11 protein-coding genes are annotated in these 17,066 nt (G+C 70.3%); 3 read left to right on the plus strand and 8 right to left on the minus strand.

Features of this window, described 5'->3' with window-relative positions; all coding sequences use genetic code 11:
- Positions 1-48 precede the first annotated feature (48 nt).
- Positions 49-753: a hemolysin III family protein gene (locus tag HCC30_RS05210; protein ID WP_169440833.1), complete on the minus strand. Its 705-nt coding sequence runs from the start codon at positions 751-753 to the stop codon at positions 49-51.
- 400 nt (positions 754-1,153) lie between these two features.
- Between HCC30_RS05210 and HCC30_RS05215 the strand changes: the two genes are divergently transcribed.
- Entirely contained in the window at positions 1,154-2,983 is a 1,830-nt protein-coding gene (locus HCC30_RS05215) for a phosphoenolpyruvate carboxykinase (GTP) (protein ID WP_169440835.1), read from the plus strand.
- A 96-nt stretch (positions 2,984-3,079) separates the two neighbouring features.
- Here the strand turns inward: HCC30_RS05215 and HCC30_RS05220 are convergent, their stop codons facing one another.
- Both HCC30_RS05220 and HCC30_RS05225 read right to left on the minus strand, forming a co-directional pair.
- The gene (locus tag HCC30_RS05220; RefSeq protein ID WP_169440839.1) at positions 3,080-3,490 is read right to left on the minus strand and encodes a hypothetical protein; all 411 of its coding nucleotides are present in this window, start codon (positions 3,488-3,490) and stop codon (positions 3,080-3,082) included.
- A gap of 87 nt (positions 3,491-3,577) precedes the next feature.
- Positions 3,578-4,789 (minus strand): pyridoxal phosphate-dependent aminotransferase, encoded by a 1,212-nt coding sequence (locus HCC30_RS05225; RefSeq protein ID WP_169440841.1) that lies wholly within the window; start codon positions 4,787-4,789, stop codon positions 3,578-3,580.
- 363 nt (positions 4,790-5,152) lie between these two features.
- Here HCC30_RS05225 and HCC30_RS05230 point away from each other — a divergent pair, with 363 nt between their 5' ends.
- Both HCC30_RS05230 and HCC30_RS05235 read left to right on the plus strand, forming a co-directional pair.
- Entirely contained in the window at positions 5,153-6,664 is a 1,512-nt protein-coding gene (locus tag HCC30_RS05230; protein WP_169441406.1) for an MFS transporter, read from the plus strand.
- Between the two features lie 26 nt (positions 6,665-6,690).
- A complete protein-coding gene (locus HCC30_RS05235) occupies positions 6,691-7,416 on the plus strand; it encodes a TetR family transcriptional regulator (RefSeq protein ID WP_169440843.1) in 726 nt (241 codons plus the stop codon).
- 476 nt (positions 7,417-7,892) lie between these two features.
- Here the strand turns inward: HCC30_RS05235 and HCC30_RS05240 are convergent, their stop codons facing one another.
- From HCC30_RS05240 to HCC30_RS05260, 5 genes are all read right to left on the minus strand, one after another.
- Positions 7,893-9,941, minus strand: a complete 2,049-nt coding sequence (locus HCC30_RS05240) for a thioredoxin domain-containing protein (RefSeq protein WP_169440845.1) — start codon at positions 9,939-9,941, stop codon at positions 7,893-7,895.
- A gap of 46 nt (positions 9,942-9,987) precedes the next feature.
- Positions 9,988-10,734 (minus strand): hypothetical protein, encoded by a 747-nt coding sequence (locus HCC30_RS05245; RefSeq protein WP_169440848.1) that lies wholly within the window; start codon positions 10,732-10,734, stop codon positions 9,988-9,990.
- Positions 10,735-10,920: 186 nt separating this feature from the next.
- Positions 10,921-11,337 (minus strand): cadherin repeat domain-containing protein, encoded by a 417-nt coding sequence (locus HCC30_RS05250; RefSeq protein ID WP_169440850.1) that lies wholly within the window; start codon positions 11,335-11,337, stop codon positions 10,921-10,923.
- Positions 11,330-11,833, minus strand: a complete 504-nt coding sequence (locus HCC30_RS05255) for a hypothetical protein (protein WP_169440852.1) — start codon at positions 11,831-11,833, stop codon at positions 11,330-11,332. Before HCC30_RS05255 ends, HCC30_RS05250 begins: the two co-directional genes overlap by 8 nt.
- Before the next feature lie 562 nt (positions 11,834-12,395).
- Positions 12,396-17,066 (minus strand): putative T7SS-secreted protein, encoded by a 4,671-nt coding sequence (locus tag HCC30_RS05260; protein WP_169440854.1) that lies wholly within the window; start codon positions 17,064-17,066, stop codon positions 12,396-12,398.

Below are 17,066 nucleotides of genomic sequence, written 5' to 3' on the forward strand. Positions count from 1 at the left end.
CACCCGGGGCCGCCCGGCGCACCGGATGTACCGCCGGGAGCGGGCCCGTCAGTGGTGCTGGTACGCGACCAGCGAGATGCCCACGTAGTGGACGACGAAGGCCGCCAGGGTGAGGGAGTGGAAGACCTCGTGGAAGCCGAACCAGCGCGGCGAGGGGTTCGGGCGCTTGATGCCGTAGATGACCCCGCCCGCGCTGTAGAGCAACCCGCCGACGATCACCAGGACGAGGACGGCGACGCCGCCCGCGCGCAGGAAGTCGGGCAGGAAGAAGACCGCGGCCCAGCCCATGGCGATGTAGCAGGGCGTGTAGAGCCAGCGCGGGGCGCCGACCCAGAAGACGCGGAACGCGATGCCGAGCGCGGCGGCGATCCAGATGCCCCACAGCAGCAGGTCCCCGCGTCCCTCGGGCAGCAGCAGGATCGTCAGCGGGGTGTAGGTGCCCGCGATGATCAGGAAGATGTTCGCGTGGTCGAGCCGGCGCAGGACGGCGCCGGTGCGGGCGCTCCAGTCGCCCCGGTGGTACAGCGCGCTGATACCGAAGAGCAGGCAGGCGCTGAGCGTGTAGACGGCGCAGGCGATGCGGCCGCGGGTGCTGCCCGCGAGCGCGGTCAGGAATATCCCCGCGGCGAGGACCGCCGGGAACATCCCCGCGTGCAGCCAGCCGCGCAGCCGGGGCTTGATGAACTGCGGAATCGAGGCGGGGTGGGCTGAGTTGGGCGTCCGCTCCAGCGTGGGAGGCGCGTCGGCAGTCATGCGGGCATCGTACCTACGCAACCGTAGGTTCCGGCACCACCCCCGCCGGGGCCCACTACCCGGCCGCGAGCACCCGGCCCCGCAGACACGCCGAGGGCGCCGGGAACGCGGCCCGGACGTGTTTCCACGGCACCCGGACGGCTCCTGGTCGTTGTCCCATTCAACACGTGCGAAGCCGTCCCGAACACAGTGAGTGGTGGCCGCCACACCATTTCCATCTGGACAGCGAGGCTCTACGCTCGCATGATCAGATGAGCAAGAGCGACACCGGATGAGCACGGAAGTTCCAGCCACGAACGCATCCGGGTCGCGGCCCCCAAGGGGTACTGAGGAAAACAACACGAAGAAGCGGATACAGGTGCACCTGTCCGCAAAAACCCTCACAACGTCTGGAGCGATCGTGGCGCGCAGTACTGCGGCTCCCATCAACACCCCCGCACCGACCCGTCACCAGGAACTGATCTCCTGGGTCGACGAGATCGCGGCCCTCACCGAGCCGGACCGCGTCGTCTGGTGCGACGGCTCCGAAGCGGAGTACGAGCGGCTCTGCGAGGAGCTGGTCGAGAACGGCACCTTCCGGAAACTCGACCCCGTCAAGCGCCCGAACTCGTACTACGCCGCCTCCGACCCGACCGACGTCGCCCGCGTCGAGGACCGGACCTTCATCTGCTCCGAGAAGGAGGAGGACGCCGGGCCGACCAACCACTGGAAGGCCCCCGCGGAGATGCGTGAGCTCTTCGCCGGCGAGAAGGGCATCTTCCGCGGCTCCATGCGCGGCCGCACGATGTACGTCGTCCCCTTCTGCATGGGCCCGCTGGGCTCCCCGCTGTCCGCACTGGGCGTCGAGATCACCGACTCCGCCTACGTCGCCGTCGCGATGCGCACGATGACCCGCATGGGACAGCCGGTGCTGGACGAGCTCGGCGAGGACGGCTTCTTCGTCAAGGCCGTGCACAGCGTCGGCGCCCCGCTCGCCGAGGGCGAGGCGGACGTGCCGTGGCCCTGCAACAGCACCAAGTACATCTCGCACTTCCCCGAGTCCCGCGAGATCTGGTCCTTCGGCTCCGGCTACGGCGGCAACGCGCTGCTCGGCAAGAAGTGCTACGCCCTGCGTATCGCCTCCGTCATGGCGCGGGACGAGGGCTGGCTCGCCGAGCACATGCTCATCCTCAAGCTGACCCCGCCGCGCGGTGAGTCCAAGTACGTGGCGGCCGCCTTCCCGTCCGCCTGCGGCAAGACCAACCTCGCGATGCTGGAGCCGACCGTTCCGGGCTGGACGGTCGAGACCATCGGCGACGACATCGCCTGGATGCGCTTCGGCGAGGACGGGCGGCTCTACGCCATCAACCCGGAGGCCGGCTTCTTCGGCGTCGCCCCCGGCACCGGCGAGGACACCAACGCCAACGCCATGAAGACCCTCTGGGGCAACTCCGTCTTCACCAACGTCGCGCTCACCGACGACGGCGACGTGTGGTGGGAGGGCATGACCGAGGAGAAGCCCGCCCACCTCACGGACTGGAAGGGCAACGACTGGACGCCCGAGTCCGGCACCCCGGCCGCCCACCCCAACGCCCGCTTCACCGTGCCCGCCGGGCAGTGCCCGATCATCGCGCCCGAGTGGGAGGACCCGCGGGGCGTGCCGATCTCGGCGATCCTCTTCGGCGGCCGCCGCGCCACGGCCGTGCCGCTGGTGACGGAGTCCTTCGACTGGCAGCACGGCGTCTTCCTCGGCGCCAACGTCGCCAGCGAGAAGACCGCCGCCGCCGAGGGCAAGGTCGGCGAGCTGCGCCGCGACCCGTTCGCGATGCTGCCCTTCTGCGGCTACAACATGGGCGACTACTTCGCGCACTGGATCAACATCGGCAAGAAGGCCGACGAGACGAAGCTGCCGAAGATCTACTACGTCAACTGGTTCAAGAAGAACGACGCCGGCAAGTTCGTCTGGCCCGGCTTCGGCGAGAACAGCCGCGTCCTGAAGTGGATCGTGGAGCGCCTCAACGGCGAGGCCGAGGCCGTCGAGACGCCGATCGGCCACGTGCCGCCGAAGGAGGCCCTGGACACCAGCGGTCTCCAACTGAGCGACGAGGAGATGGACTTCATCCTCTCCGTCGACAAGGAGGTCTGGCGGGACGAGGCGGCCCTCGTGCCCGAGCACCTCAACACCTTCGGTGACCACACCCCGAAGGAACTGTGGGACGAGTACCGCGCGCTGGTCGAGCGCCTGGGCTGACCGGCACCACAGCGGCCCCCGCGACGGTTTCCGTCGCGGGGGCCGCGTGCGTGTCGTACCCCTCGTACCCCTGCGGCGCCGCGGCCCGGAGCCGGATCAGCTCACCAGGTCGGGACGCAGCTGCTGCGCGTGCGCCTCCATGCGCTCGGCGGCGAGCGCCATCGCCGTCCTGTCCTGCCGGGACGTGGCGATGACCAGTGCGTTCCCGGCGAGCCTGTGCGCCCGCCGGTGCAGCGAGAGCAGGTGCTCCCGGGCGGCGCTGCGGGCGGAGGGCTCCGCGCGCAGCGGGGCCCGGCCGCCGTCGAGCCGGGCGGCGTGCTCGGCGAGCCGCTGCGCGGCGTCGTCGAGGGTGGCGTCCGGCGTCAGCGCGCGCAGCTCGTCCGTCACGGTCAGCAGCGCGGTGAGGTGACCGCCGAGCCGGATGTCCAGCTCCTCGGTGCGCGAGCGCTGCGGGATCTCGGGGCCGGCCATGGAGTGGACCGACTTGGTGCGGATCGGTTCGTACATGGAAGACCTCCTGCGTGGTGTACACAGGAGTCTATCCCAGATTGGACAATGTCTAAAGTTGTTCTTGGTCGACTGCTGGACCCCTGGTCAGGGCTGGCTGTACCCCTCCAGGAAGTTGCCGATCCGGGTCACGGCGTCCCGCAGGTCCTCCACTGGCGGGAGGTTGACCAGGCGGAAGTGGTCCGGCTCCGGCCAGTTGAAGCCGGTGCCGTGCACGATCATGATCTTCTCGTCGCGCAGCAGGTCGAGGACGAGCTGCCGGTCGTCCTTCACCTTGTACACCTTGGGGTCGAGCCGGGGGAACGCGTAGATCGCGCCCTTCGGCTTCACACAGGTGACCCCGGGGATCTGCGTCAGCAGCTCGTACGCCACGTCCCGCTGCTCGCGCAGCCGCCCGCCGGGGAGCGTCAGTTCGTTGATCGTCTGCTTGCCGCCGAGGGCCGCCGCGACGGCGTGCTGTGCGGGCATGTTGGCGCACAGCCGCATGTTCGCGAGGATCGTGAGCCCCTCGATGTAGCTGCTCGCGTGCGCCTTCGGGCCGCAGACCGCGAGCCAACCGCTGCGGTAGCCCGCGATCCGGTACGCCTTCGAGAGGCCGTTGAAGGTGAGCGTCAGCAGGTCGGGGGCGATCACCGAGGTCGGGGTGTGCGTCGCGCCGTCGTAGAGGATCTTGTCGTAGATCTCGTCGGAGCAGACCACCAGGCCGTGCCGGCGGGCGATGTCGGTGAGCCCGCGCAGCATCTCCTCGTCGTAGACCGCGCCCGTCGGGTTGTTCGGGTTGATGATGACGAGCGCCTTGGTGCGGTCGGTGATCTTGCGCTCGATGTCCGCGAGGTCCGGCATCCAGTCCGACTGCTCATCGCAGCGGTAGTGCACCGCCGTCCCCCCGGAGAGGGAGACGGACGCCGTCCACAGGGGGTAGTCGGGGGCGGGGACGAGCACCTCGTCGCCGTCGTCGAGCAGCGCCTGCATCGACATCTGGATCAACTCCGAGACGCCGTTGCCCAGATACACGTCCTCGACGGTCAGCGGGATGCCGCGGGTCTCGTAGTGCTGGACCACGGCACGGCGGGCGGAGAGGAGGCCCTTGGCGTCGCCGTAGCCGTGCGCCTCGCCGACGTTCCTGAGCATGTCCTCAAGAATTTCGGGCGGGCACTCGAAGCCGAAGGCGGCCGGGTTGCCGGTGTTGAGCTTGAGAATGCGGTGACCTGCCGCCTCGAGCCGCATCGCCTCCTCAAGAACCGGGCCACGGATCTCGTAGCAGACATTGGCGAGCTTGGTCGATTGGATCACCTGCATATCGCCACCATACGGGCGTGGAACCGGGCCCGCCGCGTGTTTTGCGCCACCTCCGGGACCCTCTCCGAACGCACTGCGGAATCCGTGGCCGAGCGCCCTTCCGGCCGGTCAACCGCAGGCCGCAGGGCCGCTTCACCCCCAACACCGTCACCCGCCCGGGAGGTTGACTCTCGTCACACTCCGGTGGTTACCGTCAGAGGCGGCAACACCACCCAGGGTCATCGAGGGAGTCCGCCCGTGCCCGCAGCCCGTCCCGCCTCGCCCTGGCCCCCCTCTCCCGCCGCCTCCCCGCCGGAGAACGCGGCGGACGACACCGGGGCGCACCCGCGCCGCTGGTGGGCGCTGACCGCGCTCGGCGTCTGCATGCTCGTCCTCGGCTTCGACCTGACCATCCTCAACATCGCGCTGCCCGGCATGGCCGCCGAACTCCGCGCCGACACCGGCCAGATGCAGTGGATCGTCGACGCGTACGTCGTCGTCTTCGCCGCGACGATGCTGCCCGCCGGGCTGCTCGGGGACCGCTTCGGACGGCGCCGGCTGCTGATCGCCGGGCTCGCGGTGTTCCTGCTCTGCTCGCTGCTCGGCACCCTCGCCGGCAGCCCGGCCCAGGTCATCGCCGCCCGCGCCGGCATGGGCCTCGGCGGCGCGCTCGTCACGCCCCTCGCGCTGTCCGTCGTCCCCTCGCTGTTCTCCTCCGCCGCCGAACGCACCCGGGCCATCGGCCTGATCAGCGCGGCGATGGCGGCCGGGATGCCGCTCGGGCCGATCCTCGGCGGCTGGCTGCTCGACCACTTCTGGTGGGGCTCGGTCTTCCTGGTCAACGTGCCGCTCGCCGCGCTCGGCATCGCCGCCTGCCTGCTGTTCCTGCCCGAGACCCGGGACCCGTCCGCGCCCCGCGTCGACCCCCTCGGCACCCTGCTGACCGTCACCGGGCTCGGCACCCTCGTCCTCGCCGTCATCGAGGGCCCCGAACGCGGCTGGCGCGACCCGCTCGTCCTGGCCGCCTTCGCCGCCGGGGGCCTGCTCCTCGCGGGGCTCGTCGCGCGGGAGACCGTACGGGCGCGCCGCGCGCCCGGCGCGCGCCCCATGCTCGACCTGGCGCTGCTGCGGCACCGGGCGTTCCTGTGGCCCACCGTCGCGGCCTCCTTCGTCACCCTCGTCATGGCCGGACTCCTGTTCGTCCTCCCCCAGTACCTCCAGACCGTCCTCGGGTACGACGCGCTCGGCACCGGTCTGCGCCTGCTGCCGATGACGGCCGGGCTGCTGACCGCCGCCCGCACCGCGGGACCGCTCGCCGCGCTGGCCGGGCCCAGGACCGTCGTGGCCGGCGGCCTCGCGCTGCTCGCCTGCGCGGCCTTCCTCGGCGCGGGCACGGACGTGCACGACGGGTACGCGCCCACCGCCGCCTGGCTCACCGTCACCGGCTTCGGCGTCGGCTTCGCGATGCTGCCCGCCATGGACGGCGCCCTCGCCGCGCTCCCGCCCGAACGCTCCGGCAGCGGCTCCGGGCTGCTGATGACCGTGCGGCAGACCGGCGCGGCCGTCGGCGTCGCCCTGGTCGGCAGCCTGCACTCCGGGCGCTACGCCGCGCGGCTGGACACCGGGACGCTGCCGGACGGCGCCGCCGAGGCGGCCCGCGACTCGGTCGTCGGCGCCCACCTCGTCGCCGGACGCACCGGCTCGCCCCGGCTGGCCGCCGCGGCCGACGCCGCCTTCGTCGACGGCATGACGCTGGTGCTCACCCTCTGCGGCGGCACCGCGCTCGCCGCGGCGCTGGCCTGCGCACTGCTGCTCCCCGGCCGGGAGAAGCGCGGACCCTCTCCCGGCACGGCGCCCTCCGGATCGAGCCGCTCCGGTTCCGGCCATGGCCCCTGACCAGGCCGATGGCCGAGAATGAGGCCATGGCCAGCGCACGCACCGCCCCCGGCGAACCCGCCCGCCCGGAGAAACGCACCCCCTTCGCGGCCCCCGCGCGGCCCGGCCCCGGCGGCGAGGGCCCAACGGCGGTGCCGCGCCCCGGACTTCGCGAGCGGAAGAAGATCCGGACCCGCCGGGACATCCGCACCGCGGCCTTCCGGCTCTTCACCGAGCACGGGTACGAGGCCACCTCCGTCGACCGGATCGCCGAGGAGGCCGAGGTCTCCCCCAGCACCGTCTTCCGCTACTTCCCCACCAAGGAGGACATGGTCCTCCTCGACGACTACGACGAGCTCCTCGCCGGCGCCCTGCTCGCCCGCCCCGCGGCCGAACCACCCGTCACCGCGCTGCGGCATGCGCTCCTCGACGTCGTCGCACAGGCACTTCGGGAGGACCACGAGGAGGCCGAGCTGCGCATCCGCCTCGCCGTCGAAGTCCCCGCCGTCCGCGCCCGGATGACCGAGTCCACCTGCGTCGCCGGCGCCACCCTCGCCCACGCCCTCGCCGAACGCACCGGCCGCACCCCCGACGACCTCACCCTCCGCGTCCTCACCGGCGCCGTCACCGGAGCGCTCACCCAGGCGATGTTCCACTGGGCCGCCCACCCGGAACAGGCCCCGCTCCTCACCACCCTGGAACGTGCGCTCACCACCCTGGAGGCCGCCCTTCCGGGCCTCGGGACGCCTTCCGCCCGACACGGCGGACGTTGAGCGCCCCTTCTCGGGCTCGCGGCGCCTTTTCGGGTGCGGCGCCGTCGTGGCTCAGGTTTTCGCGCAGTTCCCCGCGCCCCTTGCCTCGGGCTCACCCCGCCTTTTCGGGTGCGGCGCCATCGTGGCTCAGGTTTTCGCGCAGTTCCCCGCGCCCCTGTAACCGCCTGCGGCGCTTGGGAGAACTGCGCCGAGGCGCAGGGCTGGCAAGCGCAACCCCGGCACGGGGTGCGGGGCTTCACGGGGTGCCCCTTCCCCGCACGTCGGCGAGTGCAGGCGCGATCCGGTCGCTCGCGCAGTTCCCCGCGCCCCTGTAAGCGCCCGCCCCGCTTGGGAGAACTGCGCCGAGGCGCAGGGCTGGCAAGCGCAGCCCCCGGCACGGGGTGCGGCGCTGCACGGGGTGCCCCTTCCCCGCACGTCGGCGAGTGCAGGCGCATCCCGGTTGCTCGCGCAGTTCCCCGCGCCTCTGAGGGTGCCGTTCAGCCCCGGAGTGAGCGTTCCAGCAGGTCCGGGTCGGCGGTGGGGGCGTCGCAGGTGAAGTGGCGGCAGACGTAGGCCGTGGCGCGGCCGTCCAGGAGGGGGCGGTCGCGGAGCAGGGGTACGGCGGCGGCGCTCCGGTCGGTGTCGGGGGCGCCGAGGGCGACGACCGCGCCGGGGGCCGTCGCCAGCAGGGCCGTGCGGTGCAGCGTGGCGCGCGCCGGGTCGTCCGGTGCGCCGAGGACCGCGACCTCGCGCGGCCCGTCGAGGCACGCCTCGGCCGCGGCGAGCCCCCAGCCGATGAAGCGCGGGGCGCGCGAGGCCAGCGCGCGGACGATGCCCAACGCGCCCTCCGCCGCGTCCCGGTGGCGTCCGCTGCCGGTGAGCGCGGCGTACGTGAGCAGCGCGTGCGCCGCCGCGGTCCAGCCGGACGGGGTGGCGTTGTCGGTCGGGTCCTGCGGGCGGCGGATGAGGCGCTCGGCGTCGTCGGCGGTGTCGTAGAGCGTGCCGTCGGCGGCCGTGAAGTGGGTCAGCACCACCTCCAGCAGCACCCCGGCCCGCTCCAGCCACACCGCGTCCCCGGTGACGGAGTACAGCGCCTGGTACCCCTCGGCGACGTCCGCGTAGTCCTCCAGGACTCCGGCGCTCGGCCCGGCCGCTCCGTCCCGCGAGGTACGGGCCAGCCGCCCGTCCTCCCCGGTGTGGAGCCCCGCGATCAACTCCCCGGCGGAGACGGCGGCTTCGACGAGATCGGGCCGCTCGAAGTACGCGCCCGTCTCGGCCAGCGCCGCCACGGCCAGCCCGTTCCACGCGGCGACGACCTTCTCGTCCCGCTCGGGCCGGACCCGCCGCTCCCGCGCCGCCAGCAGCCGCGCGCGGACGGACGCGATCCGCTCCTCGTCCGCGTCGTCCGCCCGCGTGCCCTCCCCCGGAAGTTGGAGGACGGAGGCGCCCTCCTCGAAGGTGCCCTCGTCCGTCACCCCGAAGTACCGCGCGGCGAAGGCCCCGTCGTCCTCCCCGAGTACCTCGGTGAGCTCCCCGGGAGTCCACACGTAGAACGCGCCCTCGCGGTGCCTGCCGGTGCCGTCGTCGCTGTCGGCGTCCAGCGCGGAGGCGAACCCGCCCTGCTCGGTGCGGAGTTCGCGCACCAGGAAGTCGGCGGTCTCCAGCGCCACCCGCCGGTCCAGCTCCGTGCCGGTGGCCCGCCAGGCGTGCGCGTACAGGCGGCACAGCAGCGCGTTGTCGTACAGCATCTTCTCGAAGTGCGGCACCGTCCACGAGGCGTCGACCGAGTACCGCGCGAAGCCGCCGCCCAACTGGTCGTAGATCCCGCCGCGCGCCATCGCGTCGCAGGTCTGCCGCACCATGTCCAGCGCCCCGTCCGAACCCGTCCGCGCGTGGTGCCGCAGCAGGAACTCCAGCGCCATGGACGGCGGGAACTTCGGCGCCCCGCCGAACCCGCCCCGCTGCGCGTCGAATTCACGGGTCAGCCCCAGCAGCGCGGCACCCAGCTCCTGCTCACCGGGCGGCCGCGGCTCGTCGTACCGGATGCCGCGCCCGGCCAGATCGTGCACGATCCGCCCCGCGACCTCCGCGACCTCGTCCCGCCGGTCCGCCCACGCCGCCGTGACACCCTCCAGCACCTGCCGGAACGAGGGCATGCCGTGCTTCGGGACGGGCGGGAAGTAGGTGCCGAAGTAGAACGGTTCGGCCTCCGGCGTGAGGAACACCGTCATCGGCCAGCCGCCCTGCCCCGTCGCCGCCTGCACGGCCTCCATGTAGACGGCGTCGACGTCGGGCCGCTCCTCCCGGTCGACCTTCACCGACACGAAGTGCTCGTTCAGATACGCCGCGGTCTCCGCGTCCTCGAAACTCTCGTGCGCCATCACATGACACCAGTGACACGCAGAGTAGCCAACCGACAACAGCACGGGCACATCCCGCCGCCGCGCCTCCCCGAACGCCGCCTCCGACCACGGCCACCAGTCGACGGGGTTCTCGGCGTGCTGAAGCAGGTAGGGGGACGTCTCATCCACGAGTCGGTTCGCCATACGTCCATGGTCTCGCACGGGGGTGGGGGTGGGGTGCGGGGCGCCTCTACGCATAGGAGTCGAAGAGGTGATCCATCGTCTCGGCGAGGATCGCGGCCCGGGCGCGGTCGGTCTCCTGCCGGCTCAGGGCACACACCACTCCGCGCAGGCGATGCCACGCGGAGTCGTCACCATCCATCACGTCCTCCACCAGCGGGTCCGACGTGAGTGCTAGGCACTCGGCCAGCAGCGAGCGGGTGGACGTCTCGGGCGGGTGCGGATCCGGGCTCTCCCAGCCCGACGACAGGTACCGCGCCGGATCGGTGAGCATCCAGCCGACCAGGCGGCGCTCCCGGAAGAGCAGGTCGGTATCGGGAGCGACGCGCAACCTGAACCTTTCCCCCTGCGGCCGGTCCTCCCCCAGACACACGAGATGCCCGGCCTCCGCGTCGGACCACCGCGTCACCGCCTGCGGCAGGTCGAACCCGGATGCGCTCACGGCCCGCAGCCCGCCCGTGACCACAGGGCATGCTGTCCACGACCGGCTGACCTCGGGCGCAGGGTCCGCTGCCTCGGGCGCGTACAGCACCAGGCCGCACAGCTTCCGGTCCTGCTCGCGAAACCGGACGTCATCGGTCTCCGACCAGAGCCACTGCATACTGCCGAAGGTGTCGGCGAATCCGCGCTCCCGGTCAGCGGCGTTCACGTACGGCCCGACGGTCACGTGCGGTCCGGAGAAGGCGAAGCGCGGGAGGTGGCCGAGGGGTTCGTCAGTGATCCGCGCGGCGGTGGTGGGGGTCAGGTAGAGCTTCATCGGAGTGTGCCCTTCATTACCGTTCACTTCAACCGCAGCTCAGACCCTCGGGCAATCCGACCGGCCACCACGCCCACGCTTGACGAACCGCGCCAGGCTGGGGAACCAACAGAGCTCCCGAGTTTGCACGTTGAGGCGCAAAGAGCCTCGACCCGGGGCACGATGTCCGCTCCACCGTGAAGACGATCAGCACCCGTCAACAGAATTGTCGGCAAGCGCTACCCATAGCGCAGCAGCCAGGTCACGGGCGTCGTCCCGGTACCAGCCGATCCGAGTGTGGAAATCCTCCTCCCGCGAGAACTGGCTGAGCGCATGAGAGAGGGAGAGGTAGGCAAGCCGCAGGCCTCGAACCCCGAGGACGTACTCACGGCTTTCCTCTCGGTCGAACCTCCTCGCCAGTTGCAGAATTTCGCCGGACGAGGCATCCACGAAGAAGCACAACGCGTCCTCGGGAGCCTCATGGAGAAAGTACAGACACTCCCGGATCAAGGCACCTTGCTCCGGAACCAATTTGAGGGTGACTTCCTCTTCCGTGATACCGATGACACGGACACGCTTTCTCACGCCGATGCACGCCCTTCCCGAAGCGGCCCCATCAGCCACTGAAGTACTGGAGGACAGAGCAGGGCGAGGACCACGCCACCAAGTCCTTGGCGGCCCCAGGCCGTTCGCCCCCCGAGGAATCCGGCGGAGCCACACTGATCCCTGGAATGCGGAGGGTGAAGAAGCGGGCCCGTGCCCCGGCAACCCGCAGAGCAATGCGCGAGTTGAGCCCCAGCTCCATGGCGAACTCGTCAGGTGACGTACGCGGGGAGCTCGACATCACAGTCCAGACCCTGCTCTCCTCCGGCTCCGCAGACCAGATGTGAAGTTCCCGCAAACCATGTACGACCAGCAAGCCGGCCTCACCATCGTCGAACTGCAGCGCAGTGCGCAGGTCGAAGAGCAATCCCGCCGTCCCCGAAAAGGAATGGACGCGTGTATCGACGAGTTGAACCTCCTGCAACACGTCTTCGACCGTTCGGGGATCCTCCGAAAGGTCGGCTGTCCGGCTCAGATCCACGCAGGAATCGGCCAGCAGGTCTTCAACAGGGCTCATGGGACCCGAAGTTGACCGTCGGGGACCTTTCAGCGGGCCATTCGGGCTCGATGCGGACCATTCAAAGTTACCTGATCACCAACTTGCGAAAGGCTGCACAGTGGCAAAGTTCGGGCACCCGAGCTCCAGTGCCCGTTTGAACTCTCCAGTAAGGCCCCGGAGTAGGAACATGACATCATCTCGCGATGCAAGCTCCACCTCAGGGCTCGGCCCCCATTGAGTACGCGACGAACACCGCACGACAACAACATCGAGGTCGGGCGTGAAGGTTAGACACCTTTCGACCCCCTGTCCATAGAAATCGATGACCGCCTGCTCACCGCACTGCACAGCATGAATCGCTTCAGGGGCCTGCTCGATCACAGTGGACAAATCGTAAGGGACGTCGACCGGCCAACCATCCTGCCCAAATCCACCCACATGGAACTGGCAGTCCGTCTCTGCAAGGAGCTGGCACGCATCCATGACCAAGGACTCGTAATCGAGCGAGGAGTCAGGTACCGCATCCGTGGCCACTTGCCCAGAAGGAGGAGTGATGGACATGTAAAGGTTCACGTTCTTCTCATTTCACAATAGGGAAGGCCGTCTTATAGGTTCCATCCTTCTTGGGAACCAAGCGAGCATGGGTAGGCTCAACGATTTCACCATCCGACCTGATCACCTGCCCCATCCCCTTGGGGATGGGGATATCTCGAACCCCGCCATCGGGGTCATGCTGAGATTTCAGGAACTCGGCAGCCTTGCTGTTGTCGAGCCACTGCCCCTGGTCATTACCTGTACTGCGCGCCCGGTCGATCAGGCTTTGAGTGTTCCGCTCTCCTGCCCCGTGCTGACTGAACGTGTGCCCAAAGGTGGGCCGGCTCTTCTCGTTCCAATTAAGGTCTTCGGTTGCCTTCTTGCACGGCGTCAGCCCCAGCGGGTCAGTCCACCCGTGCGGATTGTGTACCCACGCAACCGGATTCGGGTGTGGTGCGAGCCCCAGCGGGTCGGGGCTTGCGTACCGGGCCGTCAGAGGGTCGTAGTGACGCTTGAGGTTGTAGTGAAGTCCGGTCTCCGGGTCGGCGTACTGGCCGGGGTGGCGGAGCGGGGTGTGGGCGGTGCTGCCGCGTGCCACGGCCGTGGTGCCCCACAAGGTGCTGCGGGTACGCCAGGCCAAGTCGCCGTCAGGGGCGACCAGTTCCGTCGGGGTGCCGACCAGGTCGGTGATGATCGCGAAGAAGCGAGCGTCGACAGCCTGTTGGCTGTCCGGGTCCAGCGCGCGCTCGGTCTGGGCAATTGCGGCGAGGCCGTTGTACTCCCAAGTGAGAGCGATCGGTCGCTCCGAAGCGGCACCGGTGGTGCACTGCTCGATGACCTGTGTGCCGTCCCAGCTGAAGACGGTTTCCTCGATCACCTGACAGTCGGCGTCGAGGCGCTGCTTGGCACTGCGGCGGCCAAGTGGGTCGTAGCGGTACCGCCAGACCGCGCCGTCGGGCGTGGTGCAGGTGGTCAGGTGGTCTTCGGCGTCCCACTCGTAGCGCCACACGTCCGGCTTGCGGGACAGCCGGGTCTTGCGACGTTCGACGACACGGCCGGCCTCATCGTGAACGTAGGTCCACCGGCCTGCCCTGGTCACACGGGTGCCGGTGTACTCGCGGAGGCCGGTGGCGGATTCGCCGTGAGAGGCGGGCCAGGCGGCTTGCGCAAGGTTGCCCGCGGTGTCGTAGGCGTAGGTCTCGCTCCAGTCCTGACCGGTGACCTGGGTGACGCGGCCCGCGCGGTCGAGACGGAAGCGGCGGGAGCCGTTGAGGCGGTCGGTGAGGCCGGTGAGGTAGCCGTCCGGACGGTACTCGTAGCTGCGCTGCTGCACCACCCCTCCGGTGCCGCCGGCGACACGCGGATCGCTGGCGCCACTGTCGGCGGTCACGCTCTGGGCGACGAGACGCCCTGCCGTGTCCCACCGGTTCACCCAGTTCAGCGCGGTGTCGACCTGGCGGCTGGTTTCCCGGCCCACGATGTCGAAGGTGGAGTCGAGGGCGTGACCGTCCAGGTCCAGGCCGACCCGGTTTCCCGCGGCGTCATACGCATAGGCGGTCACGGCACCGGCGGGGGTGGTGCGCCGGACAGGACGGCCGAGCTCGTCCCGCTCGAAGGCCAGCACCCGGCCCTCGTACATCTCCGTGCGCAGGCGTCCCATCCGGTCGCGTTGCAGCACCAGTTCGGAATCCAGCGTTGCCGCGGTGACCAGGCGCCCCGCCGGATCGTAGGTGTACCGCGTCTCGTCACCGTCGACGTTCTTGCATGTCATCAGGCCGAGCAGGTCGTACTGGTAACTGACGGACTGGCCCGCCATGTTCGAGTACATGCTCAGTCGGCCCGCGTCGTCGTGCGTGTAGTACAGACGACGTCCGTCGAAGTCCTGTTCGCCGATGACGAGTCCTGTGGCGTCGTACTCGTACTCCCAGGTCAACCCCTGCGGGTTGGTGACCTGTCGCAGCCGCAGCTCGGTGTCGTACGCGAAGGCGTGGCTTGCCCCGTCCGGATCGGTGCGGGCCTGCAGCAAGTCGAAGTGGGTGTAGGTGTACTGGGTGACGCCGCCTGCCGGGTCCGTGTGGCGCAGGAGGTTGCCTTCGCCGTCCCACTGCCACGACTCAACGGCGCCGTCCGGGCCGGTGCGACGGGTGAGTTTGCCGTCGGGGGTCCAGTGCATGTGCGTGGAGTTGCCCAACGGGTCGGTCACCGCCGTCGGACGGCCGAAGGCGTCCCGGTGGTACGTCGTCGTGGCACCCAGCGGGTCCGTGACGCGGAAAGGCAGCCCGGCCGGATCACTCTCCACGCGCGTGACCTGTCCGAGCGGGTCGGTCACGGAGGCGAGCCGGCCGCTGCTGTCGTGTCCGAGCAGCGTCGTCGTGCCGTCCGGACGGGTCACCCCGAGAAGCCGCCCCGCCCCGTCGTACTCCCTCCGGGTCACCGCCCCGTCCGGGTCGTGTAGTTCGGTCGGGTTGCCCGCGTCGTCGTAGGTGACGGAGGCGGTGGTGCCGTCCGGGCGTTGGACGGTCAGGGGGCGGCCGTGGGGGTCGTAGGTGTACGTCGTCGTGGCGCCCAGCGGGTCGGTGACCGTCAGGGGGCGGTGGTCGTCGTCGTACGTCGTGCGGGTAAGACGGCCGGCGCGGTCGCGTTCGGTGATGATGCGCAGTCGGTCGTCGACGGTGAAGTGGGAGGTGTGGCCGAGGGAGTCGGTGACGCGGGTGAGGGTGCAGCCCGGTTCGGGGCTCTCCAGGGCGTACTCGAAGCGGGCGGCGAGGTGGCCCGCCTCCCCCTCGTGGCTGATGCAGCGGTCTTCGTCGTCGTAGACGTAGGAGAACGAACTGCCGTTGCTGTCGGTCCACTTGGTGATACGACCGCGGTCGTCCACGTCGTAGACCGTGGGGCGGTCTTCCGCGTCGGCCACGGAGGTGAGGAAGCCGCGGTCGTCATAGCCGTAGGTGCGGAGGGTGACCGGGCCTTCGGGGGTGGCGAGGGCGAGGCCCGTGATGCGGCCCTCGGTGCAGGTGAAGAGGAGTTCGTAGCCGCCGGAGTGGGATATGGAGTGGGGCCGGCCCAACTCCCATTCCACGGAGAGCCAGTTGTCCTGGGCGTCGGCTGTGGAGACGAGTCGGGCGATGCCGTCGCCGCCGGGTTCGACGCCCGCCGGCGATTCGAAGGTGCGGGTCAGGCGCGTGACCGGGTCGAACAGCCGGTAGGAGCCGTCCGGTTCGCGCTCCAGGGCCCACGGGACGCCCTTGAGCGGGGTGACGGGCAGGCCGGGGGCCGGGTGCGGGTAGGCGCGGACGCTGCCGTCCGCCGCGACGTGACACACGCCCTCGGCGTCGATTTCGAGCCGTTCGTCGACGGTGGAGGCCCAAGCCGGGCCGAACCAGCCGCCGTTGCGGTAGGCGGACTCGAAGGTGCGGGTGAACTCCAGCGGGAAGGTGCCCGGCAGGGTCACGTCCGTCTGCGGGAGGACCATGCGGCCGGTGGCCATGTCGACCGGCTCGTTCCGCAGGACCTTGCAGTTCAGGTCGCGGGCCAGATCGTCCAGGCGTTCCTTGACGGACCTGCGGGCGCCCTGTTTCACGCCCTGCTCGACCGCTTCCTTCGCACCCCCCTTGATGCCGCCCTTGATCCCGCCCTTGACCACGCCGCCCGCGCCCTTGCCGCCGACGACCTCGACGAGGATGCCGCCCAACGCCTCGGACGGATCACGCCAGTTCTGGTTCTTGACGATGCCGACGAGACGTTCGGGGTGGGCGACGGTGGACGCCAGGCCGGTGACGACTCCGTTGAGGTTGGTCAGGTACTGGCCCGGGTGGGTCAGGTTGTACGGGTCGGTCGGGTTGAGCATCCGCACCAGGCCGACCGTCTCGCCCAGGCCCTTCAGCGCACCACCGAGCAGGTGCACGCTGTTGAGCGCCATCCCCTCGGCCATGTCCCGGCCGGCGGACTTGAGCATCTCCCAGCCGCCGGGCATCTCCGGCGCCTGCTCCACCAGCCCCTTGACCGCGTCGGCGGACCTGCGGGCGGCGTCGTCCCGCTGGTGCCGCGCCTCGGTGACCATGTGCTGGGCCCGCTCCAGGCCCGCCTTGCCCGGGTCCTGGAACGGCGGCGGCTTCGGGCCCGGGTCCTGCCCGGCCTCGTTCTTGTGGTTCCACTCGTCGGCGGTGTCGTTGTACTCCTTGACCGCCTTGTCCGAGGCCGCCTTGGACTCCTTGTACAGCGCGACGGCCTCCTTCGCCTCGCCCTGCGCCCACTGCACCGTCGAGGCGTACTCGACCAGCGTCTTCGCCGCCGCCTCGCAGGCGTCCGCGGCGCCCGTCCAGAACTTCGGCTGCGGCTCGAACTCGGCCCGGAAGGCGTCCCCCGCCTCGCCCTCCCAGCCGTGCACGTCCAGCCGCTTGAGACCGGAGCCGAGGTTGTCGAACGCCTTGAAGAAGTCCCGCAGATGCTCGGCCCGTTCGGTCAGCTTCTCCACGTCACCGTGGATGATCTCCTTCGGGTCCTCCGTCTCGCCCAACTGGCGTTCGGAGACCTCGGCGCCGAGCTTGTCCGCCGTCCACTCCCCGGCGTCCCTCACCCCTTCGGCGGCATCCTCCAAGCCGACGTGGTCCAGCCCGTCGGCGGCCGTGTCACCAGCCCACTCAAGGCCGTTGCCCAGGGCCTCGCTGCCCTTGTCGACGGCGCCGACGACCTCGTTGAACGCCTCCCCCAGCCCCAT

The sequence above is a fragment of the Streptomyces sp. HNM0574 genome (assembly GCF_012726235.1).
Taxonomy (GTDB): Bacteria; Actinomycetota; Actinomycetes; order Streptomycetales; family Streptomycetaceae; genus Streptomyces.

Excerpts from the sequence above, each read along its gene's own strand:
- HCC30_RS05210 (WP_169440833.1), bottom strand. The coding sequence starts at position 753 with ATGACTGCCGACGCGCCTCCCACGCTGGAGCGGACGCCCAACTCAGCC.
- HCC30_RS05220 (WP_169440839.1), bottom strand. The coding sequence starts at position 3,490 with ATGTACGAACCGATCCGCACCAAGTCGGTCCACTCCATGGCCGGCCCC.
- HCC30_RS05225 (WP_169440841.1), bottom strand. The coding sequence starts at position 4,789 with ATGCAGGTGATCCAATCGACCAAGCTCGCCAATGTCTGCTACGAGATC.
- HCC30_RS05230 (WP_169441406.1), top strand. The coding sequence starts at position 5,153 with ATGCTCGTCCTCGGCTTCGACCTGACCATCCTCAACATCGCGCTGCCC.
- HCC30_RS05235 (WP_169440843.1), top strand. The coding sequence starts at position 6,691 with ATGGCCAGCGCACGCACCGCCCCCGGCGAACCCGCCCGCCCGGAGAAA.
- HCC30_RS05240 (WP_169440845.1), bottom strand. The coding sequence starts at position 9,941 with ATGGCGAACCGACTCGTGGATGAGACGTCCCCCTACCTGCTTCAGCAC.
- HCC30_RS05245 (WP_169440848.1), bottom strand. The coding sequence starts at position 10,734 with ATGAAGCTCTACCTGACCCCCACCACCGCCGCGCGGATCACTGACGAA.
- HCC30_RS05255 (WP_169440852.1), bottom strand. The coding sequence starts at position 11,833 with ATGAGCCCTGTTGAAGACCTGCTGGCCGATTCCTGCGTGGATCTGAGC.
- HCC30_RS05260 (WP_169440854.1), bottom strand. The coding sequence starts at position 17,066 with ATGGGGCTGGGGGAGGCGTTCAACGAGGTCGTCGGCGCCGTCGACAAG.